We start from the raw sequence: 26080 nt of genomic DNA, 5'->3' as shown, positions 1-26080 counted from the left end.
TATCTCTATGTGCAGGGGCAACCGAACCCGCTGCACACCCAATTCTCAATATAGTTTTGACGGCGGCTAAAGCCGCATGTTCGTTTTTCCTCCCCCGGCTAAAGCACGGGGGTTTCCAAACGTATCGGAGGTTATCATGAAAGCCATGATTCTGGCAGCGGGTAAAGGTACCCGCGTGCGTCCCATCACCTACACGATTCCCAAACCGATGATTCCCATCCTGCAAAAGCCAGTGATGGAATTTTTGGTCGAGTTGCTGCGCCAACATGGATTTGACCAAATTATGGTCAATGTCAGCCACCTGGCCAACGAAATCGAAAACTATTTTCGCGATGGTCAGCGATTTGGGGTAGAAATTGCCTATTCCTTTGAAGGGCGAATCGTGGATGGCCAACTGGTTGGGGAAGCCCTCGGAAGTGCGGGGGGTATGAAGAAAATCCAAGACTTTTACCCCTTTTTTGACGATACCTTTGTGGTGTTATGCGGGGATGCGCTGATTGACCTGAATATCAGCGAGGCGGTGCGGTTTCATAAAGAAAAAGGTTCGATCGCCACGATTGTGATGAAATCCGTCCCCCGGGAGCAAGTGTCTAGCTACGGGGTGGTGGTCACCGATGAAGACGATCGCATCAAGACCTTCCAAGAAAAACCGTCGGTGGACGAAGCGATGAGTACCAGCATTAACACCGGGATTTACATTTTCGAGCCAGAGGTTCTCGATTATGTTCCTTCCGGGCAAGAATTTGATATTGGCGGCGACTTATTTCCCAAGTTGGTGGAAATGGGGGCACCGTTTTATGGGATTACAATGGATTTCCAATGGGTGGATATTGGAAAGGTTCCGGATTATTGGCGCGCGATTCGCGGCGTGTTGCTGGGGGAAATTAAAAATGTGTCGATTCCGGGGAAAGAAGTGGCACCTGGGGTGTACACTGGTTTAAATGTGGTGATGGACTGGGATAAGGTGGAGATTCAAGGTCCGGTGTACATTGGGGCGATGACGCGGATTGAAGATGGAGCGAAAATTGTCGGTCCGACGATGATCGGGCCGAGTTGTCAGATTTCGAGTGGGACGACGGTGGAAAATAGCGTGATTTTTGAATATTCGCGCTTGGGACCTGGGGTGCGTTTGGTGGATAAGCTGGTGTTTGGTCGCTACTGCGTGGATAAAACCGGGGCCTCGATTGACGTGCAAGCGGCGGCCCTGGATTGGTTGATTACCGATGCGCGTCAAGTGCTGCCCATCGATACACCCGAAGAAGGCAGGGCGATCGCGGAATTGCTCGAACACGAACCGGAGTAGTTTGTCCGGCGTTTAATCGCCAACTCTCGGCAATGTTGCACCCCCAGTGTCCTCCCCTGGTTTCGGGAGGGACGGGGGTTAAATTTTGTAACAACCTGCCCCTGTGCTACAATATTGCGGTTCTGAGGGGCGCAAACCCCCAAGGAAAAGGGAATTCGCCCCCACTGCACCCCCGAATGCCACCTGCCTCCTTGCAGGGCAGCATCGGTCAGCTCAGTAAATTTACTGAGGGAGGGTCTCCGTAATTTTACGGAAGTCGGTGTGGTGGATTTGCTGATGCAAAAGTGAAGCGGAGAAGGTAACAATAAATTAAGCCGAAAAAATAATAACACAAATTTTATTTTACCCAGAAAAATTTTGTGGCTTTGCTGAAATGGCGATCGCACCCTAACAATCCAGTGCATTGTTAATTCCGTAACATCATTAACGCAATCGAGAGGAAATTATTTAAACGCTCGTTCCACCACACCCGTAAAGGAGGACATTTAAGAAATGAAGGCACTTTTCGGCTACCAAATCGGAGAAATCCTGCAAGAAGGACTCAATACCGTCATCTGTCGCGGCATCAAAAAATCCGATGGTTCGCCAGTGATTATTAAACGGCTCAAACAGGATTATCCCACCCTGGAACAAATCGCCGCCTTGCGATATGAATATGAAATTTCCCATTCCCTAGAACTCCCTGGGGTGGTCAATCCCCTGGAATTTATTTGCGATCGCGAAATTCAGGCGATCGTCTTAGAAGACTTTGGCGGCGAATCCCTGAAAGATTTTTTATCTCAGAAAACCCTTTCTCTTCAAGAGTGCCTGCACTTGGGCATGATGCTGGTAGAAATTATCGGCCAATTGCACGAACGACAAATCATTCATAAAGACATCAAACCTTCAAATATTATCATCAATCCCGCCACTTGTCAAGTTAAAATTGCAGATTTTAGCATTGCCTCGCGCCTGTGGAAAGAAAATCCCACGCCGATGGATCCGAACTTACTGGAAGGCACCCTTGCCTATATGTCCCCGGAACAAACCGGGAGAATGAATCGCTGCATAGATTATCGCACGGACTATTATTCCCTCGGCGTGAGCTTTTATGAAATGCTCACCGGGCAACTTCCCTTTACCACCGCCGATCCGATGGAATTGATTCACGCACATATGGCGAAAACGCCAATTCCCCCCCATCACCTCAACCGTGAAATTCCTCCCGTGGTGTCGGATATCGTGATGAAATTAATGGCAAAAACCGCCGAAGAACGATATCAAAGTGCCGCCGGGATTCAGTATGATTTGCAATGCAGTCTCGATCGCCTACAAAGTCAAGGGGCGATCGCGCCGTTTCAAGTGGGGGCGCGAGATAAATCCGCTCAACTGCTAATTCCGCAAAAATTATATGGTAGAGAACGGGAAGTTGCTACCCTGATGCAGGCATTTCAACGGGTGAGTTTTGGTGCAGCAGAAATGATGGCGATCGCCGGCTATTCCGGTATCGGAAAATCCTTTTTGGTGCAAGAAATCCACAAACCCCTCGTCAAAAAGCGCGGCTACTTTATCAAAGGCAAATTCGACCAATTCAAGCGCAACATTCCCTATGATGCCTTAATTCAAGCCTTTGCCGAACTGATTCGGCAACTGCTCACCGAAAATCGCAGCAAAATCGCCTACTGGAAACAACAAATCCTCGCTGCAGTGGGAGATAACGGGCAGCTCATTATTGATGTGATTCCTACCGTAGAACGGATTATCGGCAAACAGCCCCCGGTGGCCCAACTCGGACCGACAGAATCGCAAAATCGCTTTCATCGAGTTTTCCAACAATTCATTCGGGTATTTACCCAAAAACAACATCCCCTGGTTTTATTTTTAGATGACTTGCAGTGGGCAGATAGCGCCTCTTTGCAGTTTCTCGACTCCCTGATGAGTACCCCAGACACGCAATATCTGCTGTGGATTGGCGCGTATCGAGATAACGAAGTCAGTGCGGTGCATCCGTTGATGCAGTGCATTGAAAATATGGAAAACGCCGGTGCAGTGGTTAATTCGATTCAACTGACACCTTTATCCTTGTCGGATGTCAAAGCATTAGTGGCAGATACCTTAGAGAGCGATCGCGATTTATCGGACCGAAACGCCGCTTCTCTCCCATCCGCAGAACTCGCCCAACTTCTCTTCCACAAAACCGGGGGCAATCCCTTCTTTTTAACCCAAATGCTGCAATCTTTAGCCACTGAAAAGCTATTGCAGTTTGACTTTATTTCCGGCAATTGGCAGTGGAATATCGCTCAAATTCAAGCTATTGGCATCACGGATAAAAGCGTAATAGAATTAGTAGCCAGGAACATTGAAAAACTGCCCGAATCCACCCAAGAACTGGTGAAGCTAGCCGCTTGTATCGGCAATCAATTTACGTTAGAAGTCCTCGCCATTGCAAGGCATCAATCCCAGAGCGAAACCGCTACGGAGTTGTGGGCAGCACTACAGGCGGGATTAATTTTACCCGCGAGCAATGCCTATAAAATTCCCATGCTGGGCGAAATTGCCCCGGAAACCCTTCGGGAAACTCCAGACAGGGAAACTTTTGCTTTAAAAGTTCCCGCCCTGCAAGGCTCGATTTCCTATAAATTTCTCCACGATCGCGTGCAACAAGCTGCCTATTCTTTAATCCCCGAAACGCAGAAAAAAGCTACCCATCTCAACATCGGTCAATTGCTCCTGCAAAGCATTCCCCCCGAGGACCGAGAAGCCAATATCTTCACCTTGGTGAACCAATTAAATGTGGGTGCGGATACCTTAGAATTGCAAACTGAAAAAGAGGAATTAGCCCAGCTCAATTTGATTGCCGGTCAAAAAGCTAAAGCTGCAACCGCCTATGAAGCTGCAGTGCGCTATTTAAACGAGGGGTTGAATCTGTTATCGCCACAGAGTTGGACCGCGCAATATCAACTGACCTTGCACCTGCATGTAGAAGCGGTAGAAGCGGAATATTTAAACCGGAATTTCCAGGGAGCAAACCAGCTTGCGGATATCGTGTTACAGCGCGCTCAAACTCTGCTCGATCGCGCAAGCGTTTACGAAAAGAAACTCCAGTTTTATATCGCCCAAAACCAAATGGCAGCAGCGGTGGATATCGCTCTGGAAGTGCTGGAAATGTTGGGCATTTCTCTGCCGAAAAACGCCGGGGATATGCGCGCGATCGCCGGGTTGCTGAGTACCAAAGTTGCAATGGCGGGAAAACGCATTGAAGACTTGGCACAACTGCCCGAAATGACCCAACCGGATAAAATCGCCGCTATGCGAATTCTGATGAATTCCGTTCCGCCCGTTTTTATCGCCAAACCCGAGCTTTTTCCGCTCATTGTCTTCACTATGATTAAGCTGAGCCTGAAGTACGGAAATGCGCCGATTTCCGCCTATGCCTATGCCGCCTATGGGATGATTTTGTGCGGCATTGTTGGCGATATCAAACAAGGCTCTCGGTTTGGTGAATTGGGGCTACAATTGTTAGGAAAACTCAACGCCAAACCCATCGCTGCCAAAGTTTACCTCACCCGCGAATTTTTTATCCGCCACTGGCAAGAACATGTGCGCTATACCCTCGACCCATTGCAAAAAGGTATCTACAGCGGGTTAGAAACCGGCGACCAAGAATTTGCCTGTCACTGTGCCGCGTTTTATTGCAATTACCTGTTTTTGAGTGGGGAAGCACTGCCCGACGTACAACTCAAACAATCCAATTACCTGGAACTGATGGGCGAGTACAAACAAGCGTTTCAGCTCTATTATGGCAAAATTTGGCATCAAGTGGTGCTGAATTTACAAGGGCAATTCGCTACAGCAAAAACTCTGGCCGGTCCGAGCTTTGATGAAGGGCAAATGCTGCCGCAATTAATCGAATCGGGCAATCGCATGGTGCTGTTTCCGGTGTATTTGGCTAAACTTTTCTTGCACTATTGCTTTGGGGATTATTCCGCTGCGGTGGAAAACGCTTGCTGCGCTTTGCACTATGAAGAAGGCGCTTTGGGGACGATGAATATTCCCCTGCATAATTTTTACTATTCTCTGGCGCTGCTGGGAGATTATCCGCAGGTGGATGCCAAGACTCAAAAGAAATACTTAAAGCAGGTTAAGCGCAATCAGAAAAAACTGAAAAAATGGGCGGTTTCTGGGGGCGCAAACTATCAGCATAAGTACGAGTTGGTGGCGGCAGAATTGTGGCGAATTCAGGGGAAATATGCGGAAGCGGCGGAGGAATACGATCGCGCGATCGCTGGCGCGCAACAATCGGGCTATCTCCCGGAAGCAGCATTAGCTCACGAACTCGCCGGCACTTTCTATTTGCAGCGCGGAAAAGAAAAAATTGCCCGGGTTTATCTCACCGATGCCTATTATGCTTACATGACTTGGGGCGCAGGGGCTAAAGTGAGTCAGTTAGAACAACGATATCCCCAATTCCTCTCCCGCGTTCCCGCAACCGCACCCCTGGATATCACTGTGACTCGCACCACAAAATCTAGCAGTACGGAAAGCACTTCCGCCGCCTTGGATTTATCTTCCCTCCTGAAAGCTTATCGGGCGATTTCGGGGGAAATTCTGCTCGATCGCTTGCTGGATAAGTTGATGCAGGTGTTGATGGAAAATGCCGGGGCACAAAAAGGATTGCTGCTGTTGCGCCATCGGGATGTTTCCGCATCCGACGATAACCCTTTGGTTCTGGCGGCGGAATGTTCTGTGGAACCAGAAAATGTCATCGTTATGCCATTTGTTCCTCTAGAAGAACGCCCGGATTTGCCGATTTCGGTGATTAATTATGTGGCGCGAACTGAGGAAACGGTGGTGCTGAATGATGCGGTGAATGAGGAATTGTTCGCGGAGGATTCCTATATCACAACTCATCAACCTAAGTCGATTGTAGGAGTTCCAGTGCGCGATCGCGGTACTTTAACTGGGGTTTTGTATTTGGAAAATCGGCTGACGGTGGGCGCATTTACGCGCGATCGCTTGGAAATTTTATCCCTGTTAGCCGCTCAAGCTGCAATTTCTCTGGACAATGCCAACCTCTACCAAGATTTACAGCGATCGGCACAACGAGAACGGGAAAAAGCCACTGAATTGCAACGCACGTTAGAAAAATTGCAAACCACTCAGGTGCAACTGATTCAAACTGAAAAAATGTCCAGTCTCGGACAATTGGTGGCGGGGGTTGCCCATGAAATTAATAATCCCGTGGGTTGCATTTATAGCAATCTTCCTCATGCAGAAGATTACATGGAAGATTTGCTCGAATTGATTGCCCTTTATCAACAGCACTATCCCCATCCCGCCCCCCAAATTCGCGATCGCTTAGAAGAAATTGAGCTGGAATTTCTCGTGGAAGACTTGCCCCAAGTGCTGCGCGCTATGAAAATCGGAGCCGATCGCATCCGCGAAATTGTCCAGTCTTTACGCACCTTTTCTCGGGTGGATGAAGCAGAAGTAAAAGCAGTAGACCTGCACGCGGGTATCGATAGCACTCTGCTGATTTTACACAACCGCTTGAAACCCACAGCAGATAGCTCGGGAATCAATATTATTAAAGAGTATGGTTCCCTCCCCCCAGTGGAATGCTATCCGGGACAACTCAATCAAGTGTTTATGAATATCATTGCTAATGCGATCGATGCATTGGAGTCAAATGACCAAGGACAAATGACTATCTCCATTCGCACGGAAGTCGTTGGCGGCGATGTGGTGGCTATCCGCATTTCCGATAACGGTCCGGGGATTCCCGAGTCGGTGCGCGATCGCTTGTTCGACCCGTTTTTTACCACCAAACCCCCCGGAAAAGGCACGGGTATTGGGTTATCGATTAGCTACCAAATTATTGCAGACAAGCATCAAGGACAAATTCAGTGCGTTTCCACTCCGGGCAAGGGAACCGAGTTTATTATCGAAATTCCCCTGCGTCAAGCTCACCGAAAATCCGCCTAAGACCGACTCTCCGATGGAGGGCGATCGCTCTTTTATACCCCATATCCCCGATCGCTTCTCACGTAGCCCCCCAGGTAGGGTGCGTGACCCCCGCCACCGAGTCGGGCAATTCTCCCACTCATTGGCTACGGGGGTCACGCACCGATCCAAGATAGGGCGTTTCAGACCTATCTGCCATTTCATGTGAGGCAATCGGCATTAGGCGAAACTGGGTTGTTGCACCCATTCAGCGGTGGAGGAGGGTGACTCCGAGGCGGAATTGGCGATCGGTTTTACCCCGCGCGTCACTTGATTGACCCACCAGTGCTCCTCGGTCCGCACTGCGCCAAATCCCGCCGCCCCCATCCAAGCATCCACGCTACCTTTGGCGTAATCGCGAATATAGGGTTCCTCGAAAATGTCGGTCAGCCACTCGGTGTGGCGCAGGGTCTTTTGATTGCCATCGAAAACGATAAACTCGCCGCCGGTTTTCAGCAGGCGAAAGCTTTCTCGGGCGATCGCTTGCGCGACTCGGGGAGGGGTTTCGTGGTATAATAACGATGCCGTTACCAAGTCGAAGGCGGCGTCGGGGAAGTCGGTTTTTTCCGCATTCCCATGTACCCACTGAATCTCTAAGCCGGCAGCTTGGGCTTTGCGCTGGGCTATACACAGCATATAGGGAGATAAATCCAATCCGATAACTTCCGCTTCGGGAAAGGCTTGCTGCAGCATGAGGGTCATCGAACCAGTGCCGCATCCGAGATCTAGAATGCGACGGGGTTGCCCGCTAATGGCATCGATCGCTCCTTGGCGCACTAAGGTTTCGTTGGGCGGGAGGACATATTGGGTGATGGGGTCGTAACTCACCGCTGCATCTGCCGTTAAATACCCGCCTTCGATTCCGTGAAAGTTTTGGCTGATGTAGTAGGATGGATACTCTATATCTCGCTGGAATTGGGCGATTTCTCTCTCCCAGTCGATACTTTCATGCAACCGTCGCATTTCTGCTTCATCCAGAAACAGCCGCATCACGGGGCCGAGAAACCGCTCGAAGATGGTGTCTTTGCGAACTGCCATAACTTGACTGACCTCCAAAAAATAATAGGCAAAAAATTGCAGCCTTAAGTTAATTATAAAACCGGGGATTCCTCTAGGGGAAAAAACACCGCCGCCAGTGCTGAAAAAAGCTTGCGTCGCGATCGCCCTTATGCTATATGATGCCAAAGCAGGTTTATCCAGCCCAAAAGCAGGTGAAAACAGGAATTTCATGCCCCAAACATTTAAACCCATAAAGCTCGTTTATCTCTTGATTGGCATCACCAGCGCCCTGGCGATGCAGGCGCAGCGATCGCAACCCCTACAGGCGCAAGAAACTGACCTGGAAACCCTTTGTCGGTTATTCCCCTTAAATTCTCGCTGTCAGGGTACCCCACCGCCCCCCAGGCGCGAGGTGCCCCGCGAACCGGCCCCCTCGCCCCCCACTCGCCCGGTCCCCCCCGCACCAGTACCGCCTTCGGAACCCACCCCGCCATCCCCACCGCGCACTATCCGCCTGGAAGAAGAACGCAGCGGAATTGGCGTTATCGGTACCGGGGGCACCCTGGGCCTGGGCGCGAATGTGACGGGCAGAATTTTGCCCAATCTTAACGCCAGAATCGGGTATAACGGCTTGTCTTTTAGTGCCGATTTTGAGGAAAGCGGGATTGACTACAATACGGATGTGGATCTGCGAACTATTCCGGCCCTGGTGGATTATTATCCGATTGAAAATCAGGGGTTCCGCTTCACGGGGGGCCTGGTGTTTAATGGCAATCAAGCGACCGGAAGTGGTGAACCGACAACTATCAACGGTGTGGAAGCTTACGAAATCGGCAATTCTACCTTTCTCGCCGCTGAAGTTGGCACGTTGGAGGCGGAAGTGGATTTTCCCGATTTCGCTCCTTATATTGGAGTGGGTTGGGGCAATCCCGTCACCCCGGGTAAGCGATGGGGTTTTTTTGTAGACCTCGGCGTGATGTTTCAACGCTCTCCCGAGGTGAATTTGACCGCCACCGGTGGCGCGGGTAGTCCGGGATTGCAAACAGAACTGCAGCGCGAAGAAGAAGACCTCCAGGAGGACCTCGACGGCTTCCGTTTCTATCCGGTTTTGCAAATCGGCGTCACCTATCAGTTTTGATCCGAACTCTGGCGGTGCCTCATCCCTGAGGTCCGCCGGGGGTTTAAATCCCCTTCTCATAGTCCGCCGGGGGTTTAAACCCCCGTCTCATAGCTGAAGTCGGTTTTAACCGACTCGATTATTATTATTCGCTGTATAAAACACGCGGATATTTCTACGCCTAAACTGTAGGGGGCATGGCTCACTTTTCCCCAGCTTAGGCATAAAAAACGATCGCTGTAGGATGGGCATTGCTCACCCTATGGGTTCATTCTCCGTTTCACCCATACCGGAATTACCGAAAGCAAAGCGATCGCGCTGAGGGCTAGGAAAAATGGCAGCCGATCGCCTCCCCGCAAGGCGCGATCTCCAGTGACGCCCAGCCAGGTATAAGCCAGGGTGCCGGGGATAATTCCGAACAGGGTGCCGATCGCGTAATGTATCCAGTGCAGGGAGGTCAGCCCAAACAGAAAATTAACTACGTTAAACGGGGAGATGGGGGCAAAACGCACGGCAAGCACGAATGCAAGCGGGTAGTGGGTGACGGCGCGATCGAATCTTGCCAGGGCGGGATGATGTGCGAATCGTCGTTCCGCCCAGTCTCGCAGCAGGTACCGCGCTACCCAAAAGGCCCCGATCGCCCCAAGGGTGGCACCGATAACGGACCACACTGTTCCCCACAGCAACCCAAATACCGCACCGCCCGCTAGGGTCATTACTGTGCCGGGAATGCCGACAACGGTGGCAACAACGTATATAAACACGAAGAGAAATACCGCCCAATTTCCCCACCGTTCTAGGGTGGCGGTGAGAAAGGCGCGATCGAAGAGACGGTTGAGCGGGGTCAACCAACTCACTAGCAGACACAGCACTAGGGCGATCGCTACCCACAGTTTCGGCGATCGCCCCCACTGTTGAATTCGCCGCCCCTGTTTTATCCATTGTCGCCGCAGTCTCGCTGAAACCGATCTACACTGCGATCGTCTCTTTTCCCCGCAATTCAGCATCTCCTCTTTCATCCGCTCTTCCCCAAGCACTTCACACCTTTGTATTCCATCACCTGCAGATGAGTCTCTCCTGAGAACAAGCTGAATGTTGCCTCAAAATCCTATTTCCCACCCTAGGGGTGTTTCTCCCTGGGACAAATTTAGCCAAATTTCTCCAAATTAACGGTAAATTTGACAAATTTTGTGTTAGCCTAAAGATAATGGAATAGGTGCGCCCCTATATCTCCCCTCCTGGCTCCTCCCGAGGCGAAATAAGTCTCTCCGTCACCACCCCAAACTGCTCAAAACCCCGGGCGGCGATCGCGCGGTAGCGAGAACACCGATCCCAAATCTACCGGTCAAACCTCTATTTTTAATTAGCCTGCGTAGGAGCAGCTCTGTTCGCATTTAACCCTACCCTGGCTCAGGGTATTTTTCTCAACCTACAGTGTCACGCGGATTGTGGGGGCGGTGCGCCCTGGAAAGCCATTCTCATGCCTCATGTTGCCACATGTCTGAAAATTTGATAGGTTAAGATTAGTGCTTTGAGGTGGCGTTTTTCAGGGAAAGGACAAGGATGGCGAGGCTTCTGCTGCTTCTCCTCCGAACCACGCACCGCCACAGATGATGTCCGTTAGAGGGGAAAAGCGGGTGAAGGTAGAATCTATTTACATTCAAAACTTTAAGCGGTTTAAGGATATAGAGATTTCATTCAAGAATAGTATTCTGGATGAAGTTAGCAGTCGCTATCTGATTTTGGGGGATAATGGGAGCGGAAAAACCACTCTATTACAAGCGATCGCCATTCCACTTGCATTAGCCACTCGTCGGATTTTCGATATCTCCGATTTTGACTGGATTGGTTTCCTTCCCAGTCGCTATTTTAGATGGGGTTCTCCGCGAATTGAGATGCAAGTTTTGTTCGAACAAGATGAACTAGACGCCACGCGCGAATTGGCTCGAAAATGGTACGACGCTCAACCGTCTGAGTTCAAAGAAATGCGCGATTTTGTCGAACCGGGAGATAGCCAAAAAGTGCGCCTGGTGTTGAGCGGCGATTTTTGGAAAGCGGGGGATACTCCAGCACAACGCGCTCAGTTTATGGGCAGATATTATGCCCAATGGTTTATCAAAAGGCGGGAGCAGTCTTTCCGAGAGTATTTTGCCAAACTTCCCGGGGTTTTTTGGTTCGACCAGTTTCGGAATTTAGGCTCGGGTTCCCACCCAGATAGCAGCGGAAACAACGTAAAAGAACGCAGTAGCGAAACTTCATTTGAGCTAGGAGTAGGGCGGTTGCGACAGTATTTAATTGATTGGTATCGAAAACGGGAATCCGGTGTAGGCGATTATTCCCATAGTTATCTCTTGCAGATAGAAAGACTTTATAAAAAGGTATTTCCAGAGCGCTCCTTCGCCGGGTTAGAAAAATCTCCGAGTTTGGACTCTCCTACTGATGAAGAAACCTATTTCTTGCTTAATGATGGATACCGAACCTACGATATTGCAGAAATGTCAGCCGGCGAGCAGTCTGTATTTCCCCTGTTATACGAGTTCGTCAGACAACAAATTGCTTATTCAGTGGTTTTAATTGATGAAATTGACCTCAATTTACATCCGTCGGCGGCTCAATATTTTGTGGGTCAGCTTATGAAAATTGAGCCAACCTGTCAGTTTATTATTACCACTCACTCGGAATCGATTAGCAATGCGATCGCAGAAAGTGAAACCTATCGTTTGCCCGGAGGAACATTGTGTCTGTAACCGTTCTCTACTGTGAGGGAAATCCGAAAAGCATCGATATTCGAGTCATTCGTCAGTTACTCCCGAAATGCGACATTCGACCGATAGGCGGAAAAACCTCAAACTTTTTGGGTAGTATCATCGCCGATCGCCGCAGAATTCCGAATTTAGCTTGTCTAGTAGATCGCGATTTTGATTGTCGCGCTTCCCACAAATTTGACGAACCCCCTCGATTAATTTATGCAGAGAATTGGATTGGCTGGTCATGAGAAAGAAAAGAGATTGAAAACTATTTAATCGACCCAGTGGTGGTGCAAAAAGCATTAGACAAAAAAGCACCTTCTCCCAATGAATATCAGAGTGCTTTAGACAATGCAGCCGAAAAAATTGCTGCATACTCAGCCGCCAGAACAGCCTTAGCCTGCGAGCGATTTAAGAATTTTTGGGGTGAAGAAGTTAGGAAAGGACATTGCTTTCCCCGCAAAATCGGGAAAAAACCATGCCAAGAAAGAATCGCCGAAATCGTTCGAGAATATGGGGGATTTCACGTAGTTTCTGAAGCAGACGTTGAGAATAAGTTTTCTACCTTGCTTCCTCAATTTAAACCGGGTGGCTCGCGTTTTGCGGATTATCTCTGCTATTTTGCAGGAAAAGATTTGCTATACGCCATGAGAGATAACCTCCGGGGAGTTGGATTTGAACCTTCCCCTAACTCTAATTACTCACCAGAGGAAGTGTTTTTAGAAAGAATTGTGACGCGAATTGAGCAAAAACCAGATAACGTATGGGAATGGTTGCCAGAATGGCAAAACTTACGTCGATTGATTGAGGAAACGGATTTTTCTACAGTTAGTGGTGGGAGATGAGACATTTTTCTGGGGAAGAGGTTCCCGCGAGCCGCGGAACGAGTCAAAACCTGGTAGGATAATCCGTTCAGTCGGTTTTTAACTGACTTTAGCTATTAGCCGGGGACTTTGAGTGGCGGCGAGCAAATCTCTTTGGCTCCAGCCTATATATATGGCCGCACCTTTTCCATTATTCGTATAGTAACGCAAATTTTGCCGATTGTCAACTGGTAGGATAATCCGTTCAGTCAGTTTTTAACCGACTTTAGCTATTAGCGGCTATTCTTTCCCAGAAAAAGGGAGAGAAAATTTGGCGCATCGGCAATTCCGGGGGAGCAAAAAGCGGGCAAAAGCTTCTACAATAGTTAGCAAACTGCCATCACTTAACCTGTAGCCATGACCGCGAAATCCAATTCCCTCGGTACAATCATCGGTAGCGCGATCGCCAGTTGCGCGATCGCCGGTTGTGCCTTGACCTCCAACCCATCCCAGACCCCCACCCGCACGCAGAACCTGGTTCCCGCCGATACCGTAGCTAGCTCGCCAGAGCTGCAGAAAACCGTTCTGGCGGACAACCTGGAACATCCGTGGAGTATGGCGTGGCTACCGGATGGGGCAATCCTGATAACCGAGCGCCCGGGACGACTGCGGATCCTGCGCGATGGCGTCCTCGACCCCACCCCCATCCCGGGAGTACCGGAAGTTTTCGCCGTGGGACAGGGGGGGTTAATGGAAGTGTCCCTGCATCCTCGGTTTGCGGAAACCGGCTGGATTTATCTCACTTATGCCAGCGGAAGCCAGGACGGGAACCGCACGCAAGTGGCGCGGGCAAAATTCGATGGGAACGCCCTGAGCGAGTTTGAGGTGATTTTTCAAGTATCGCAGGCGAAACCCGGGAGCCAGCACTTCGGGTCGCGCATTGTGTGGTTGCCCGACGAGACCATGCTGGTGGCGATCGGGGATGGCGGAAATCCCCCAGTGAGCATCGAGGGGGAACTCATCCGCACTCAGGCGCAAAACCTGGACAGTCATCTGGGGAAAATTGTGCGACTAAACGATGATGGTTCCGTGCCCTCGGACAATCCCTTTGTCAGCACTCCCGATGCAGAGCCGACGGTGTGGAGTTACGGGCATCGCAATATCCAAGGACTGGCGGTGGATTCGCAAACCGGGCGGATTTGGGCGACGGAACATGGTGCCCGGGGCGGGGACGAACTGAATTTGCTGCAAAGGGGCGAGAATTACGGCTGGCCGGTGGTTACCTATAGCCGGGAATATACTGGGGGAATTATTTCTGAGGAACAGTCGCGCCCGGGAATGGTGGACCCGAAACAGGTGTGGACGCCAGCGATCGCCCCTTCCGGTTTGGCGGTCTATACCAGCGATCGCCGACCGGAATGGACCGGGGATCTGTTTGCCGGGGGGCTGGTTTCTCAAGACCTGCGCCATATCGAGCTAAATGCGGCGGGCGCGGTAGCCGGGGAAAGGGCGATCGCGATCGGTCAGCGGGTGCGAGACGTGCGACAAGGGCCTGACGGGGCACTTTACGTCCTCACCGACGAACCGAATGGGCAACTGATTCGCTTGGAGTGATATCATGTTCGCTGGAGTGAAAGGCGGGGGATTGAAATCGCGCCGAGGCAAACTTTCGTCCGCCTACCCGGACTCATTTTTTTACACAAAGGCTTCAGCGATGAGGCGGGGACTTTGAGTCCCCGCCGGCACTTACCGTCGCCGACCGCGCTGCAACACCTGCACGCCTATGGCGCAATCTAAATTCTGGGCGATGACGGGACATTTGGCTCTCAGGAGAAAGAATATATTTTTGTCCGTATCGCTGAGACTCTCGTAGTTGCCCTGACCTTTGGCGATAATCAAATCGGCGGCGGCGAAGCGATCGCGAAATGCCGGAGAGCATTCCGCCAAAATCGTTCCCGGCGCATCGGAACCGTTGTCAATGACAGGTACTAATTCGGCGATGCCCACGGATTCCGCATCGGCGATCGTGGCATCGTTAATCACCGGATTGCCTCTCACCACGTAGGTAATTTTTTCCCGGGGCAGTTGTTCCAGCAACAGGCGATCGCAGACGATTTCCCCGGTATTGTCGCCGAGGTACAAGATATCCCGGGCGCGCTCTACTTCCTGACGAAACTGGGCGATCGCGTCTAGGGACAGGGGAATGGCCATCGATTCGGCGATCGCTTTATCTACCGTTTCGTCATCGAGATTCTCTTGTGCCCCAAAGTCCATAATGTTGCCAGCAATGGCCAAGCGCATCGCCATTGCTAGGGGATTTGGTGCGGCGTTTACCCGGGACAACAACTGCGGATATACCTTCATCATCCGCTGGTTGCTGCGGTCTTTAACTGCCCGGTAGGGGTCGGGATTGCCGCTCAATTCCCGCAGGGTGCGGTGAATCTGCATCCCCATTTCTACTGGAGAGCGATCGAAATTCATGGTGCTGGCTTCCTGCAACACTTGTCGCACCAGCTTTTCGTGCAGCGCCGGATCGTCGCTGGCCATTTTCGCCGCCGACAGGGTTTGGCGCAAAAAACAGGGAATACAATCTAAATAGGTCTTCATCACATTGGATAGAACTCTAGCCGATTAATGGGAGTCGGATCCCCCAGTTGGGGGAAAATTCTGTTAGGGCGTTGGTGGCGTAGCAGTGAGGATTTGGAGTCGCACAACTTGGCCACTTTGGGGAGGATGCGCCTCGGAAGAGGCGTTCTCCCCTGGGGGGAATGAGGGAATCAAATAGTCTGCGTAGGCGGACTATAGCGCTGGCGCAACCGGGCTACGCTAAGGCTTGGTTCGGCGCGATTTCAATTCCCCGCCTTTTGTTCGTATTAATGGTGGCAGGTATTATCGCTAGTAGACAGAGTACCGCTGAAATACTGCTGCACCACGGTTGCTGGTTCCAGGGAGGGACAACCGGCGATCGTCTTTACGCCTTGTGCGGCAAACAGATTTTGCGCTTGCGGTCCGATACCCCCTGCTAACACCAAATCTACCCCCATCTCGCACAGCCATCTGGGTAGCACCCCGGGTTCGTGAGGCGGTGGGGTCAGGGTTTGGGAGTCCAGGATTTGTTTGCTGTCTGGATCGAGAGAGAACAGGGAAAACACTTCGCAGTGGCCGAAATGTTGCGACAAAACGCCTTGAGAAACTGGAACGGCTACTTTCATTCTTCTTCTCCTGATTTATCGTTGGGTTAGATGTTATCCGATTAAGACGCGGAAGATGTTATATGCGATTGAGGGAATCGGCAGTTAGCGATCGCCCATTGCTTCTAGGGTATGTGCCACCCGGTTCCAGATGGCACGCAGGCTGACGGCGGCTTCATTCTCCTCATACTCTATCACACTTAACCTCGCGGTTTGTGCGGCAGTCACCGTCGGGGTATAGGGAATTCGCCCCACCACTTGCAAGCCGCGCTTTACGGCATACTCTTCGATCCGTTCTGTCAATTCCAGATTCAGATCCGCTTTATTGATACAAACCATCGCTGGTAGCTGAAACCGCTGTAACAAATCCACCACGCGATCGAGGTCGTGCAAGCCACTGGGCGTCGGTTCGGTCACCAACAGCACCGCATCCGCCCCGGTGAGAGAGGCCATCACCGGACAGCCCACCCCGGGCGATCCATCGGTAATCATCAACTGGAGACCGAGAGTTTCGGCGGTTTCCTTGGCCTTATTTCTCACTAGGGTGACTAACTTGCCCGAGTTTTCTTCTGCGATGCCCAAGCGGGCGTGAATCATCGGACCGTGACGAGTATCGGAGATATACCATTCCCCATTTACCGCCGGACCGAAGGCGATCGCTTCGGCAGGACAGAAGTGCGCGCACACGCCACAGCCTTCGCAAGCCAAGGGGTCTACCCGATAGGTATTGCCATCGGGGGCGGGATGGATGGCATCGAAGCGACAGTAGGTTTCGCACTCTCCACAGCCGATACAGCGGGAGGGGTCGATGGAGGCGCGATTGCCCCCGACGAACTCTTCCCGATGGCGGATGCTGGGGGAGAGGATTAAGTGCAAGTCGGCAGCATCCACATCGCAGTCTGCGAGGACGGGATGGGGTGCGAGGGCGGCAAATGAGGCCACCACACTGGTTTTGCCCGTGCCGCCTTTGCCGCTGATAATCACCAGTTCTTTCATAATGATACCTTTTGTGATAGGGTTTCGGCAATGCGAGCGAATTGCGATCGCCTCTCCGGGAGGACGTCCACGGCGAGTTGTCCTCGGGAATAGGCCACGGCGACTTGGCGATCGTCGGGGATTTCGCCGAGAATCTCGATCTTTTCCGCTTCGCAGTAGGTGTATAGGGCGCGATCGCCAATTCCCGACCGGTTGACGACAATGCCAAAGGGAATTTCCAGCACTCGCGCCATGTCTACCACCAGTTTTAAATCGTGCAACCCGAAGGGGGTGGGTTCGGTGACCAGCACCAGATAGTCCGCATCGCGCACAGTTTCCACCACCGGACAAGAAGTGCCGGGAGGAGCGTCGAGGATAGCGATACCGCTGGGGGGGATATGTTCTTTAACGGCATTAATCACCGGGGGGGTTTTGACTTGCCCTATATCGAGCAGTCCTTGCACGAAGTTTATCCCCTGGGCGGTGCCGGTTTCTACAGTGCCGATTTCTTGCGGCACTTCGGCGATCGCGCCGTTGGGGCAGATGAGACTGCATCCCCCGCAACTGTGGCACAGTTCCGGAAAGACCAGCACCGATCCGTTGAGGACGGTGATGGCGTTGAATTGGCAGATTTCGGCACATTGTCCGCATCCCGCACAGCGATCGCTATCTACTTGCGGGATGGGAACGGTGACGCGATCGCGGCGGTTTAGGGTAGGATGCAGGAATAAGTGCCCGTTCGGTTCTTCCACATCACAATCGAGATAAGTGACGGGATTTCCCTGTTGTGCTAGAGTCGCCGCCAGGTTCGCCGCTACGGTGGTTTTACCCGTTCCGCCTTTCCCGCCGGCTATACAAATGGTGCTGCGTTTTGATGTCATCGCTCCCTCCTTGGAGTGAGATAAGCTTCGGATTAGGCATTCGGGGACGACTGCTGCCATTCTTCTAAGGCTAAGCGAACCGTTGCTGCATTGCTGGTGTAGGTTTGCACGCCGCCCGCACTCAGGGTTTGCGCCGCTTTCGGTCCAAACTGGCCGGAAATAACCGCTTTGGCTCCTTTTTGCACCACAGTGGTGGCCGATTGGATCCCTGCACCCCCGGTCTGACTGGCCGCCTCGTTGGGGATGGCTTCGAATTCTCCGCTGTCGGAGTCTACTAGAAGAAAATAGGCGCAGCGCCCGAACCGGGGGTCCAGTGGGGACTCTAGGCTACGACCAGTGGAACTAATGGCGACTTTCATGGGGGGTCCCTCCTGCTTAAACTACTTCATAACCTAATAGTAAAATAACGATGAAAAAAAGTCCAGTAGTTTGAGTAAAGATTTATGGCATTTCTCGGATAGAGGCGGAATCCGGGCGCTCGGATTGCCCCGGGCGCAGGGATTACACCGCTTTTCTGTCCTTATTAATTAGCGTACCCAAATTCCCTCAGCGATCGCCCTTCACAAAAATTTACACCATTCACCTTGTCAGATGTGGCGCGATGTGGTAATATTTGCGGCAATATTTTGGGAACAGAGACCTTGCCCGATCGCCAACCCACTGCCACCGGATCCGTTCTATAATTGCCAACAACGTGCTATCATATATTGCCCGCCTTGTGGCCGATGGTCGGCGCGTGAGGGAGGGGGAGGGGCGCGATCGCCCTGCATGTTGAGCTAAAACAAGGAGAAAGAATGACGATCGCAACACCAGGACGACTGTATGGGGTAGGAATTGGGCCGGGAGATCCGGAATTGCTGACCCTGAAAGCTCACCGGATTTTGACCTCCGTTCCCGTAATTGCCTATCCCACCCAGAAAAATGGCGCAAGTGTGGCCCGGGCGATCGTGGCGCAGTTTATTCCTCCCGATCGCGCGGAAATTCCCATACCCTTGCCTTTCAGTACCCAGCGATCGGCTCTCCCGGAGTACGATATCGCTGCAGAAAAAATTGGCGATCGCCTCAACGCCGGACAAGATGTGGCCGTGTTGTGCGAAGGAGACCCAATGTTGTATGGTACTTTTATGTATCTGTTCCAGCGCCTCGCGCACCAATTTCCTACCGAAATTGTCCCGGGAATTTCTTCAACCCTCGCCAGTGCGGCAATGCTGGGCGCGCCGATCGCCTACCGCACCGATGTGCTAAGTATTATCCCCGCTACATTGGATGAAACCACCTTGCGCGATCGGCTCTCTGGGGTTGATGCCGCCGTTCTTATCAAAGTCGGCAGGCACTTTGCCAAAGTTCGCACGATTCTGGCAGAGTTAAAGCTGCTAGAGCGCGCTTTGTATATCGAACGGGCAACTCACCCCAATCAGCGCATCATTGCGATTACCGAGGTCGATCCGGCAGAAGTTCCCTACTGGTCTTTGATTTTAATTCCCAGTCAAATACAAGTATAAAATATACGCCCGACAACTCGTTCCCAGGCGGAGCCTGGGAACGCCTCTCCCGAGCTACCGCCTCCCCCCAGAGGATTGCCAATCAACAGCGGGCAATTGAAATCGCACTTGGGCAAGCTCTAGCGTAAGATTCATTAAAGCGGGCGATTGAAATCGCGCCTGGGCATACTAAGTCCGCCTACGCGGACTCATTCAAGCTATAATTTTTGTTACTATTTCTCCGGAGGGTATTTTATAATTAAACTGCCTACTGTGGCTTGCCCGAATTGAGTAGAAAAGCGTTTGCCGTATCAATTGTTTATGAGAAAACCAAAACGAGTGCTGATTTTGAGTGGCACTGGCGAGGGATTGAAACTGGCAGCCAGAGCCTCTAAACTAGAAGGATTGCAGCCGATCGCCTCTCTGGCGGGTCGGACTCGTCAATCGGTGAACTGCTCCATCCCCACGAGAATCGGCGGGTTTGGGGGAGTGTCTGGGTTGAGGGAGTATCTGCGAGAACAGCAGATTGATTTGTTGATTGACGCCACCCATCCCTTTGCGGCGCAGATGTCCTGGAATGCCGCGATCGCCGCCGGACAGGAGAATATTCCCCACGTGATGCTGCTGCGTCCCGCCTGGGAACAAACCGTCGGCGATCGCTGGGTAGAAGTGCAAAACCACGAAGCCGCCGCCGGGGTTTTACCTGGATTAGCCCCCCGCCTATTTCTCACGATTGGTCGGCAAGAACTGGCTAGTTATGCCCATTTGAGCCACCTGTGGTTTCTGATGCGGATAGTTACTCCACCGCCAGGGGATATGCGGTTACCGCCGGGAATCGTACTCGCACAACGGGGGCCGTTTTCCCTCGCTGAAGAGCGATCGCTGTTGCGGCGGTATGACATTGGCGCGATCGTCACCAAAAACAGTGGCGGCGATGCCACCTACCCGAAAATTATGGCAGCGCGGGAATTCGGACTCCCGGTGGTAATGATACAACGGCCATCCCTTCCGCAAACCGAACGGATCGGGGATATAGACAGCGCTCTGTGCTGGCTGCGAGGGTATCTCTAGCTTTTCTCATCTCAGCTTATTTAGCCGGAAGTGCGAGCCTCTGGCTCGCTACTCCCTAGCGCCAGCTAGAAGCGACTTCACGAGTAAGCTAGACCCTCGCACCCCCAGCATTTCAAACCGCCTAAACGAATCGCTATCTTTGATTGATACTAAAAGTGCTGGAATAGCTGTCAAAAAAAGTAGTCGGCGTACAGGTGCGATTTACCTCCCCCGCGCTTCTCCCGAACAAACGATACAATCCAAACATTGCCCGCGCATCCCCTCCCAGAGGAAATTCCCCTTCAAAAAAATTTACATCCTAGGCCAGTATTCAAGCGCCAAAGTAAGGTACAATAACAGAAACCATTAGAATGGAGCACTCTCAAACCAATCGAAACGCAAGATAGCAGCCAATCCTAAATCCAAGACTCAACCCAAGCGCGAAAGATCAATCGGGGGGGATTGTTCTGAGAGAGGGGGTATTAACCATTTAGGGTGGCAATAGTGGCGATCGCGTAAAATCCGAAGTTATTCTCGCCCACAATGTAACCCGCGATCGCATCCTCACCATCCGCGTTGCTGGGAGTGTTGCTCCAACCATCGTTTTCAACGCCCAAGGACTAACATGTCTAATTCCTCCATTCCTCTATATCCGGAATCCCCCGACCTCATTGGGGATCCGTCCGAATACCTAGAGTACGAAAATTGGCTCTCCTTCCACCGCGTGTGGGGAAAAATGAGCGATGCGACGATTCAGGCGATCGCCCGTCACCTGCAATTCCTCCCCATTACCACCAACCGATGTATTTATCAAGAAGGGCAAACGCCCCAGGGACTTTATTTTCTCAAATGGGGAACCGTAGAAATTTATCGCAATTCCCCGGTGGGAAAAAGTCACATCACCTATCGCAATGCAGGGGACGTATTTGGCTATCTACCCTTAGTTAGCAATCAATTGCACCATAAATATCAGGCAAATGCAAAAGCTCTCACCTGTTGCGAAGTGTGGTTTTTGCACCGAGACATCCTCAAAACCCTGACTCGGGAGTATCCGGACCTACAGCAAGCGATTACCAGTCTTCTCGCCGAAGACTTAGAGCGATTTGCCAAACGGTTGGCCACAGAACAAGCCAGAATTCAGGGATTGCAACCCTATCTGCAACCCCTTCCCCATGACAAAAGTATCGTTGGTTGTAGCAAAGGGAGCAAAAAACTCACCGAATCCGTGAATACTGCCAGTCAAGACCTCAAACCGGTGGTATTACAAGGGCAAAGCGGTACCGGAAAAAGCTTTATCGCCGGATTAATTCATCAGCGATCGCCCATTGGCGACCGACCCTTTGCCGAAATCGACTGCGCCACCCTTCCGCGAGAAGAGGGAGGAGTGGCGAACAGCGATCGCATTTTTGGCAATGCAGAACGGGAACTCGGCATCCTGGAACTGCTCGAACGCGGTACCCTGGCGATCGATAACGTTCATCTCCTCACTAAACGAGACCGCGATCGCCTGATTGAATACCTAAAAACCGGCATTATTCACCGTAACAACTCTACCACCCCGGTGCAACTCTCGGTGCGCCTGATTCTGATAGCCCCCAAAAAAATTGCCCTGCCCCAAATCGATAGTCACTTTATCAAACTATTCGCTCTCACCCAGCGCAAACTCGACATTAGCGACTTTGCTCGATATTTTGTAGCTCAGTTCTGCGCCCAATCCGAACGTCCCCCCCTAGAACTGAACCAAGCGGATTTGCGTCGCCTGATTAGCTACGACTATCCCGGGAACATTGCCGAACTTGAGGCCATCCTGAAACGCGCCGTCAGCATGACTCCTCCCGGACAAACCGTCATCCCAGAACAAGTGCTATGGTCCGTGGAATCGCAGAAAAACAGCTTTCGCATTGACCTGCTCAACGTCATACCCGGACTGCGAAAATTCCTGTTGAGCGATTGGTGGACAAAGCGCACCTGGGTATTGATGATGCTGATATTTGTTCCCGTCACCCTGATGGGGTTCATCGGGCCGCAAAGTCGCGGGAACAGCATTACCCTGCATGTATTCTGGGCCTGGTGGTGGCCGTTTTATCTCCTGTTGTTCCCGATCCTGGGGCGACTGTGGTGCGCCGTCTGCCCCTTTATGATTACCGCCGAGTGGTTGCGAAAACTCTCCCTGTGGATATTTCCTCGTTCCTTGAAACCCTGGAATACCAAAGCGTTAAACCGTTGGGGCGCTTGGTGGCTTTGGGGCGGATTCGTCGCCATTTATCTGTGGGAAAAACTGTGGGATTTGCCTCACAGCGCCTATCTGTCGGCTTGGTTATTGATGATTATTACCGCCGGCGCGATCGTTTGTAGCCTGATTTACGAACGTCGCCTGTGGTGTCGCTACTTGTGTCCCATCGGGGGCATGAATGGCCTGTTTGCCAAGTTATCCGCGATCGAGCTGCGATCGACCCAACAGGTGTGTGGCAGTCAATGTAGTACCTTTGGCTGCTACAAAGGCAGCGATGCCACCCCGGTGAACTTTCCCGACGCCCTACCCACCGAAGGACAAGCCACTGGCGGCTGTCCGCTCTATTCCCATCCCGCCCAGTTAAAAGACAATCGAGATTGCGTCCTGTGCATGACCTGTTTGAAAGCCTGTCCCAATCGTTCCGTACAACTGAATCTGCGCTTCCCCGCCGCCGATATACTGGAGGGACATCAACCGTTTTGGGCAGAAGTCGCGTTGCTGCTGTTATTGCTGGGCGGCGTATTCATGCACGAAGGCGATCGCCTACTCCGGTGGTTCGGTTGGGGAGACATTCCCTTGGATTCCGCTCACTTGCTGGTTTCCTTGCCCGTCGTCACCCTCCTGGTAAGCATTCCCTTCCTTTTAACCTATAGCACGCAACAACTGACGCGATTGTGGGTGCGTCTCATTTCCCCCGCACCAGGGGATGACTATCCCGACTATCTGCATGTCATCTACGCCTATCTTCCCCTGACGTTAGGCGCAAATTTGGCATACTATATCCCCGCAGCGATTACCGAATCCGGGACGATATTGCCCACCCTTGCCCGCACTTTTGGGTTTAACGGTGCCTTGCTGCCCACCCTCACATGGAGTGTGGATGTGGCGCAATTCCTCCAAGGCGCGGTACTCTGGTTGGGACTCGGGGTGAGCGTTTATCTCTTGTTTGGGATTACCCGACGTTCTCTGACGCATAACCTCTGGCAGATTGTATTGATGCTTGGATTGACAGGAGCTTTCTTTGCCATGATGGTGTTGTAAGATCGAGTCCGCCTCGGCTGTAAAAAAGCATTAGTCCGCGTCGGCGGACTTAACCTGCTGAGGCGCGATTTCAATCGCCCGCTTTTATTTACACAGATAAAGTTCGTTATTGGGGAAGTCTGATGCAAATTTACCAGAATATTACCGAGATTATCGGCCATACACCGCTAGTTCGACTCAACCATCTGCCAGCACAGTATGGCTGTGAGGCACAAATCGTACTGAAGCTGGAAAGCTTGAATCCCGCAAAGTCGGTAAAAGACCGGATTGCGATTAGTATGATAGCAGAAGCAGAACGCAGTGGGTTGATTCAGCCTGGACAATCCACAATTATTGAATCGACCTCGGGGAATACCGGCATCGGCTTGGCAATGGTTTGTGCCGCCAAGGGCTATCGTCTAATTCTCACTATGCCGAGGAATATGAGTCGGGAACGACAACAGCTTGTGAAGGCTTATGGAGCAGAAGTGATAACCACCCCAGCCGAGTTGGATATGGCAGGGGCGATCGCCCGGGCGAACGAACTGTTAGCCAGTATTCCCAACTCGTTTTCCCCCCAGCAGTTCAGCAATCCCGCCAATCCGAAAATCCATTATACTACAACTGGGGTGGAAATTTGGCAAGATACTGACGGAGAATTAGATGTGTTGGTGGTGGGGGTGGGCACCGGGGGCACCTTAACCGGCGCGGGACGCTATCTGAAACAGAAGAAACCCGATTTGAAATTAATTGCGATCGAACCGCAGCGGAGTGCGGTATTGAGCGGTCAACCCCCTCACGTTCATAATTTGCAGGGGATTGGCGCGGGGTTCGTTCCCGATGTGTTGCGGGTGGATTTAATGGATGAAGTCATTGCCGTGAGTGAGGAGGACGCTTATATCGTAGGACGACAGTTGGCGAAGCAAGAAGGTATCCTCAGTGGGATTTCCACTGGGGCGGCGGTTCACGCGGCATTACACATTGGACGGCGGGCAGAATGGAGGGGCAAGCAGATCGTGGTGATTCAACCCAGTGCCGGGGAACGCTATTTAAGTACCCCCCTGTTTGCTCCCAATGTTCCGGAGGAAAGTCCGGTGACTTCTAATTCTCCCGGATGAAACCCCCATTTTGCCGGGAAGGAGTGGCCGATCGCGGTTCAATGTACTGGAATGGGATTGGCAGCAGGAGACAGTTGCTCTGGAGGTGAGCGATGCATTATACAAGCAGAATGACGCTTTTGGGTTGGCCCTTGGTTCACCTCGCGATCGGCCCGCGATCGCCCGATGAAATGAGCAGAGGAATCGCGCGCGGTTGGATCGCCTTGGGGGATGTGGCAAACGGCGCGATCGCCATCGGTGGCGTCGCAGTGGGCGGTGTGGCGATTGGCGGATTGTCCGCTGGCGTGCTATCCTTGGGAGGACTCGCTCTCGGGGTCTGCGCCCTGGGTGGGGGGGCAGTGGGAGTGCTGGCTTGTGGCGGCGCGGCGATCGCACTGCACGCGGCTTTGGGGGGGTTCGCGATCGCCACTCAATACGCGATCGGGGGCGCGGCGATCGCCGATCGTGCCAACGATGAGGTAGCGCTTGCATTTTTTCAGCAAAGTGCCTTCTTCTCCGCCGCCAATTGGCTGATACTTCATTCCCGCTGGCTTTCGCTTTTGGTCCTGCTTCCCATACTCGGGAGTGCGTTTCAACGGTTCAAAAAACACTGAACCCCAGTTAATGAATCGCTCTCGCAGTTATATTATCCAGTCAGATTCACCCTTCTCAACTCTGTCTGTCAATTTTCTATCATTCCGTATTGTGGAGAAACCCCTTATGACCTCGGAAAATAGCGATCGTAAACCCCATTCCCTCGCCCCCGCAATCTACCGATTTCTCGCCGGGGCTGCAGTGGCTGCTTTTACTATCTTTATCCCCGTCTCCTTTTACGCCCACCCTTTGACCCCCCTTCAATTCGCACTTGCATTCCTACTGGTTATCTTCTGGGGTCTCCTCTCCAGCCTTTTGGGGGAAAAATTTATTGAAGCCTTAACGAAAGCCCTAACATCCTCTGGCTTTTAAGCCCCTCCCTTATCCCCTGCAGCTCATTCGATGCAGGGGAGAAACCAATCCTACCCTATATATGGCCGCACCTTTTCCATTATCCGTATAATAAACCAAAACCTGCAACCTTGTCAAGGATTGAGAGAAAAAATTTTTAGGAAAAATTCGCCAAACTTGTAAGGTGGGCACCGCCCACCTGAAAACTGCTAAAATCAGAACAAAAGTTGTCTCAAACCGGGCAGGTAATATGGTA

The 26080-nt window shown here is 51.9% G+C and carries 20 protein-coding genes; 12 read left to right on the top strand and 8 right to left on the bottom strand.

The features are described 5' to 3' along the window. The first annotated feature begins 136 nt into the window (after window positions 1-136). Together LKK83_RS19800 and LKK83_RS19795 are read left to right on the top strand one after the other, a co-directional pair. On the top strand, window positions 137-1303 hold the full coding sequence (locus tag LKK83_RS19800) for an NDP-sugar synthase (RefSeq protein WP_324633027.1): 1167 nt from the start codon (window positions 137-139) through the stop codon (window positions 1301-1303). Between the two features lie 492 nt (window positions 1304-1795). Further along, window positions 1796-7267, top strand: coding sequence for a trifunctional serine/threonine-protein kinase/ATP-binding protein/sensor histidine kinase (locus LKK83_RS19795; RefSeq protein WP_324633026.1), 5472 nt, complete (start codon window positions 1796-1798; stop codon window positions 7265-7267). 198 nt (window positions 7268-7465) lie between these two features. Here the strand turns inward: LKK83_RS19795 and LKK83_RS19790 are convergent, their stop codons facing one another. Continuing rightward, window positions 7466-8323, bottom strand: coding sequence for a class I SAM-dependent methyltransferase (locus LKK83_RS19790; RefSeq protein ID WP_324633025.1), 858 nt, complete (start codon window positions 8321-8323; stop codon window positions 7466-7468). A gap of 190 nt (window positions 8324-8513) precedes the next feature. On the opposite strand from LKK83_RS19790, the gene LKK83_RS19785 reads away from it, so the two are divergent. Continuing rightward, a complete protein-coding gene (locus tag LKK83_RS19785) occupies window positions 8514-9422 on the top strand; it encodes a hypothetical protein (RefSeq protein ID WP_324633024.1) in 909 nt (302 codons plus the stop codon). A gap of 239 nt (window positions 9423-9661) precedes the next feature. Here LKK83_RS19785 and LKK83_RS19780 read toward each other — a convergent pair whose 3' ends face one another. Beyond that, window positions 9662-10420, bottom strand: coding sequence for a TVP38/TMEM64 family protein (locus tag LKK83_RS19780; protein ID WP_324633023.1), 759 nt, complete (start codon window positions 10418-10420; stop codon window positions 9662-9664). Between the two features lie 591 nt (window positions 10421-11011). On the opposite strand from LKK83_RS19780, the gene LKK83_RS19775 reads away from it, so the two are divergent. The 4 genes from LKK83_RS19775 to LKK83_RS19760 all read left to right on the top strand — a co-directional run bounded on the left by LKK83_RS19775 (window position 11012) and on the right by LKK83_RS19760 (window position 14565). Further along, window positions 11012-12148 carry an AAA family ATPase gene (locus LKK83_RS19775; RefSeq protein WP_324633022.1) on the top strand — a complete coding sequence of 379 codons (1137 nt, stop codon included), beginning with the start codon at window positions 11012-11014 and terminating at the stop codon, window positions 12146-12148. Beyond that, a complete protein-coding gene (locus LKK83_RS19770) occupies window positions 12139-12396 on the top strand; it encodes a hypothetical protein (RefSeq protein ID WP_324633021.1) in 258 nt (85 codons plus the stop codon). The genes LKK83_RS19775 and LKK83_RS19770 overlap by 10 nt, the downstream gene beginning before the upstream one ends. 36 nt (window positions 12397-12432) lie before the next feature. After that, a complete protein-coding gene (locus LKK83_RS19765; protein ID WP_324633020.1) occupies window positions 12433-12993 on the top strand; it encodes a hypothetical protein in 561 nt (186 codons plus the stop codon). A gap of 375 nt (window positions 12994-13368) precedes the next feature. Beyond that, window positions 13369-14565: a PQQ-dependent sugar dehydrogenase gene (locus LKK83_RS19760; RefSeq protein ID WP_324633019.1), complete on the top strand. Its 1197-nt coding sequence runs from the start codon at window positions 13369-13371 to the stop codon at window positions 14563-14565. Between the two features lie 132 nt (window positions 14566-14697). Here LKK83_RS19760 and LKK83_RS19755 read toward each other — a convergent pair whose 3' ends face one another. From LKK83_RS19755 to LKK83_RS19735, 5 genes are all read right to left on the bottom strand, one after another. After that, entirely contained in the window at window positions 14698-15558 is an 861-nt protein-coding gene (locus tag LKK83_RS19755; RefSeq protein ID WP_324633017.1) for a damage-control phosphatase ARMT1 family protein, read from the bottom strand. A 266-nt stretch (window positions 15559-15824) separates the two neighbouring features. Beyond that, window positions 15825-16163: a NifB/NifX family molybdenum-iron cluster-binding protein gene (locus tag LKK83_RS19750; protein ID WP_324633016.1), complete on the bottom strand. Its 339-nt coding sequence runs from the start codon at window positions 16161-16163 to the stop codon at window positions 15825-15827. Between the two features lie 84 nt (window positions 16164-16247). Then, window positions 16248-17138: an ATP-binding protein gene (locus LKK83_RS19745; RefSeq protein ID WP_324633015.1), complete on the bottom strand. Its 891-nt coding sequence runs from the start codon at window positions 17136-17138 to the stop codon at window positions 16248-16250. Beyond that, window positions 17135-17998 carry an ATP-binding protein gene (locus LKK83_RS19740; protein ID WP_324633014.1) on the bottom strand — a complete coding sequence of 288 codons (864 nt, stop codon included), beginning with the start codon at window positions 17996-17998 and terminating at the stop codon, window positions 17135-17137. The genes LKK83_RS19745 and LKK83_RS19740 overlap by 4 nt, the downstream gene beginning before the upstream one ends. 32 nt (window positions 17999-18030) lie before the next feature. Beyond that, the gene (locus LKK83_RS19735; RefSeq protein ID WP_324633013.1) at window positions 18031-18357 is read right to left on the bottom strand and encodes a NifB/NifX family molybdenum-iron cluster-binding protein; all 327 of its coding nucleotides are present in this window, start codon (window positions 18355-18357) and stop codon (window positions 18031-18033) included. Window positions 18358-18792: 435 nt separating this feature from the next. On the opposite strand from LKK83_RS19735, the gene cobI reads away from it, so the two are divergent. Together cobI and LKK83_RS19725 are read left to right on the top strand one after the other, a co-directional pair. Beyond that, complete coding sequence (cobI, locus tag LKK83_RS19730; protein ID WP_324633012.1) at window positions 18793-19500, top strand: precorrin-2 C(20)-methyltransferase; 708 nt, start codon at window positions 18793-18795, stop codon at window positions 19498-19500. 300 nt (window positions 19501-19800) lie between these two features. Further along, the gene (locus LKK83_RS19725; protein WP_324633011.1) at window positions 19801-20550 is read left to right on the top strand and encodes a cobalt-precorrin-6A reductase; all 750 of its coding nucleotides are present in this window, start codon (window positions 19801-19803) and stop codon (window positions 20548-20550) included. Window positions 20551-21011: 461 nt separating this feature from the next. Here LKK83_RS19725 and LKK83_RS19720 read toward each other — a convergent pair whose 3' ends face one another. Beyond that, complete coding sequence (locus LKK83_RS19720; protein ID WP_324633010.1) at window positions 21012-21146, bottom strand: hypothetical protein; 135 nt, start codon at window positions 21144-21146, stop codon at window positions 21012-21014. A gap of 8 nt (window positions 21147-21154) precedes the next feature. Between LKK83_RS19720 and LKK83_RS19715 the strand changes: the two genes are divergently transcribed. From LKK83_RS19715 to LKK83_RS19705, 3 genes are all read left to right on the top strand, one after another. Further along, on the top strand, window positions 21155-23803 hold the full coding sequence (locus LKK83_RS19715) for a sigma 54-interacting transcriptional regulator (RefSeq protein WP_324633009.1): 2649 nt from the start codon (window positions 21155-21157) through the stop codon (window positions 23801-23803). 122 nt (window positions 23804-23925) lie between these two features. Further along, window positions 23926-24900 (top strand): cysteine synthase A, encoded by a 975-nt coding sequence (gene cysK, locus LKK83_RS19710; RefSeq protein ID WP_324633008.1) that lies wholly within the window; start codon window positions 23926-23928, stop codon window positions 24898-24900. Between the two features lie 92 nt (window positions 24901-24992). Beyond that, a complete protein-coding gene (locus LKK83_RS19705) occupies window positions 24993-25493 on the top strand; it encodes a hypothetical protein (RefSeq protein ID WP_324633007.1) in 501 nt (166 codons plus the stop codon). Window positions 25494-26080: the final 587 nt, after the last annotated feature.

The sequence above is a fragment of the Phormidium sp. CCY1219 genome (assembly GCF_035615515.1).
GTDB lineage: Bacteria > Cyanobacteriota > Cyanobacteriia > Cyanobacteriales > Laspinemataceae > CCY1219.
This window is presented reverse-complemented; position numbering and strand designations above follow the sequence as displayed.

Excerpts from the sequence above, each read along its gene's own strand:
- LKK83_RS19725 (WP_324633011.1), top strand. The coding sequence starts at position 19,801 with ATGAGAAAACCAAAACGAGTGCTGATTTTGAGTGGCACTGGCGAGGGA.
- LKK83_RS19755 (WP_324633017.1), bottom strand. The coding sequence starts at position 15,558 with ATGAAGACCTATTTAGATTGTATTCCCTGTTTTTTGCGCCAAACCCTG.
- LKK83_RS19800 (WP_324633027.1), top strand. The coding sequence starts at position 137 with ATGAAAGCCATGATTCTGGCAGCGGGTAAAGGTACCCGCGTGCGTCCC.
- LKK83_RS19785 (WP_324633024.1), top strand. The coding sequence starts at position 8,514 with ATGCCCCAAACATTTAAACCCATAAAGCTCGTTTATCTCTTGATTGGC.
- LKK83_RS19790 (WP_324633025.1), bottom strand. The coding sequence starts at position 8,323 with ATGGCAGTTCGCAAAGACACCATCTTCGAGCGGTTTCTCGGCCCCGTG.
- LKK83_RS19760 (WP_324633019.1), top strand. The coding sequence starts at position 13,369 with ATGACCGCGAAATCCAATTCCCTCGGTACAATCATCGGTAGCGCGATC.
- LKK83_RS19715 (WP_324633009.1), top strand. The coding sequence starts at position 21,155 with ATGTCTAATTCCTCCATTCCTCTATATCCGGAATCCCCCGACCTCATT.
- LKK83_RS19780 (WP_324633023.1), bottom strand. The coding sequence starts at position 10,420 with ATGAAAGAGGAGATGCTGAATTGCGGGGAAAAGAGACGATCGCAGTGT.
- LKK83_RS19750 (WP_324633016.1), bottom strand. The coding sequence starts at position 16,163 with ATGAAAGTAGCCGTTCCAGTTTCTCAAGGCGTTTTGTCGCAACATTTC.
- LKK83_RS19705 (WP_324633007.1), top strand. The coding sequence starts at position 24,993 with ATGCATTATACAAGCAGAATGACGCTTTTGGGTTGGCCCTTGGTTCAC.
- LKK83_RS19740 (WP_324633014.1), bottom strand. The coding sequence starts at position 17,998 with ATGACATCAAAACGCAGCACCATTTGTATAGCCGGCGGGAAAGGCGGA.
- LKK83_RS19735 (WP_324633013.1), bottom strand. The coding sequence starts at position 18,357 with ATGAAAGTCGCCATTAGTTCCACTGGTCGTAGCCTAGAGTCCCCACTG.
- LKK83_RS19745 (WP_324633015.1), bottom strand. The coding sequence starts at position 17,138 with ATGAAAGAACTGGTGATTATCAGCGGCAAAGGCGGCACGGGCAAAACC.
- cysK (WP_324633008.1), top strand. The coding sequence starts at position 23,926 with ATGCAAATTTACCAGAATATTACCGAGATTATCGGCCATACACCGCTA.
- LKK83_RS19775 (WP_324633022.1), top strand. The coding sequence starts at position 11,012 with ATGATGTCCGTTAGAGGGGAAAAGCGGGTGAAGGTAGAATCTATTTAC.
- LKK83_RS19795 (WP_324633026.1), top strand. The coding sequence starts at position 1,796 with ATGAAGGCACTTTTCGGCTACCAAATCGGAGAAATCCTGCAAGAAGGA.
- cobI (WP_324633012.1), top strand. The coding sequence starts at position 18,793 with ATGACGATCGCAACACCAGGACGACTGTATGGGGTAGGAATTGGGCCG.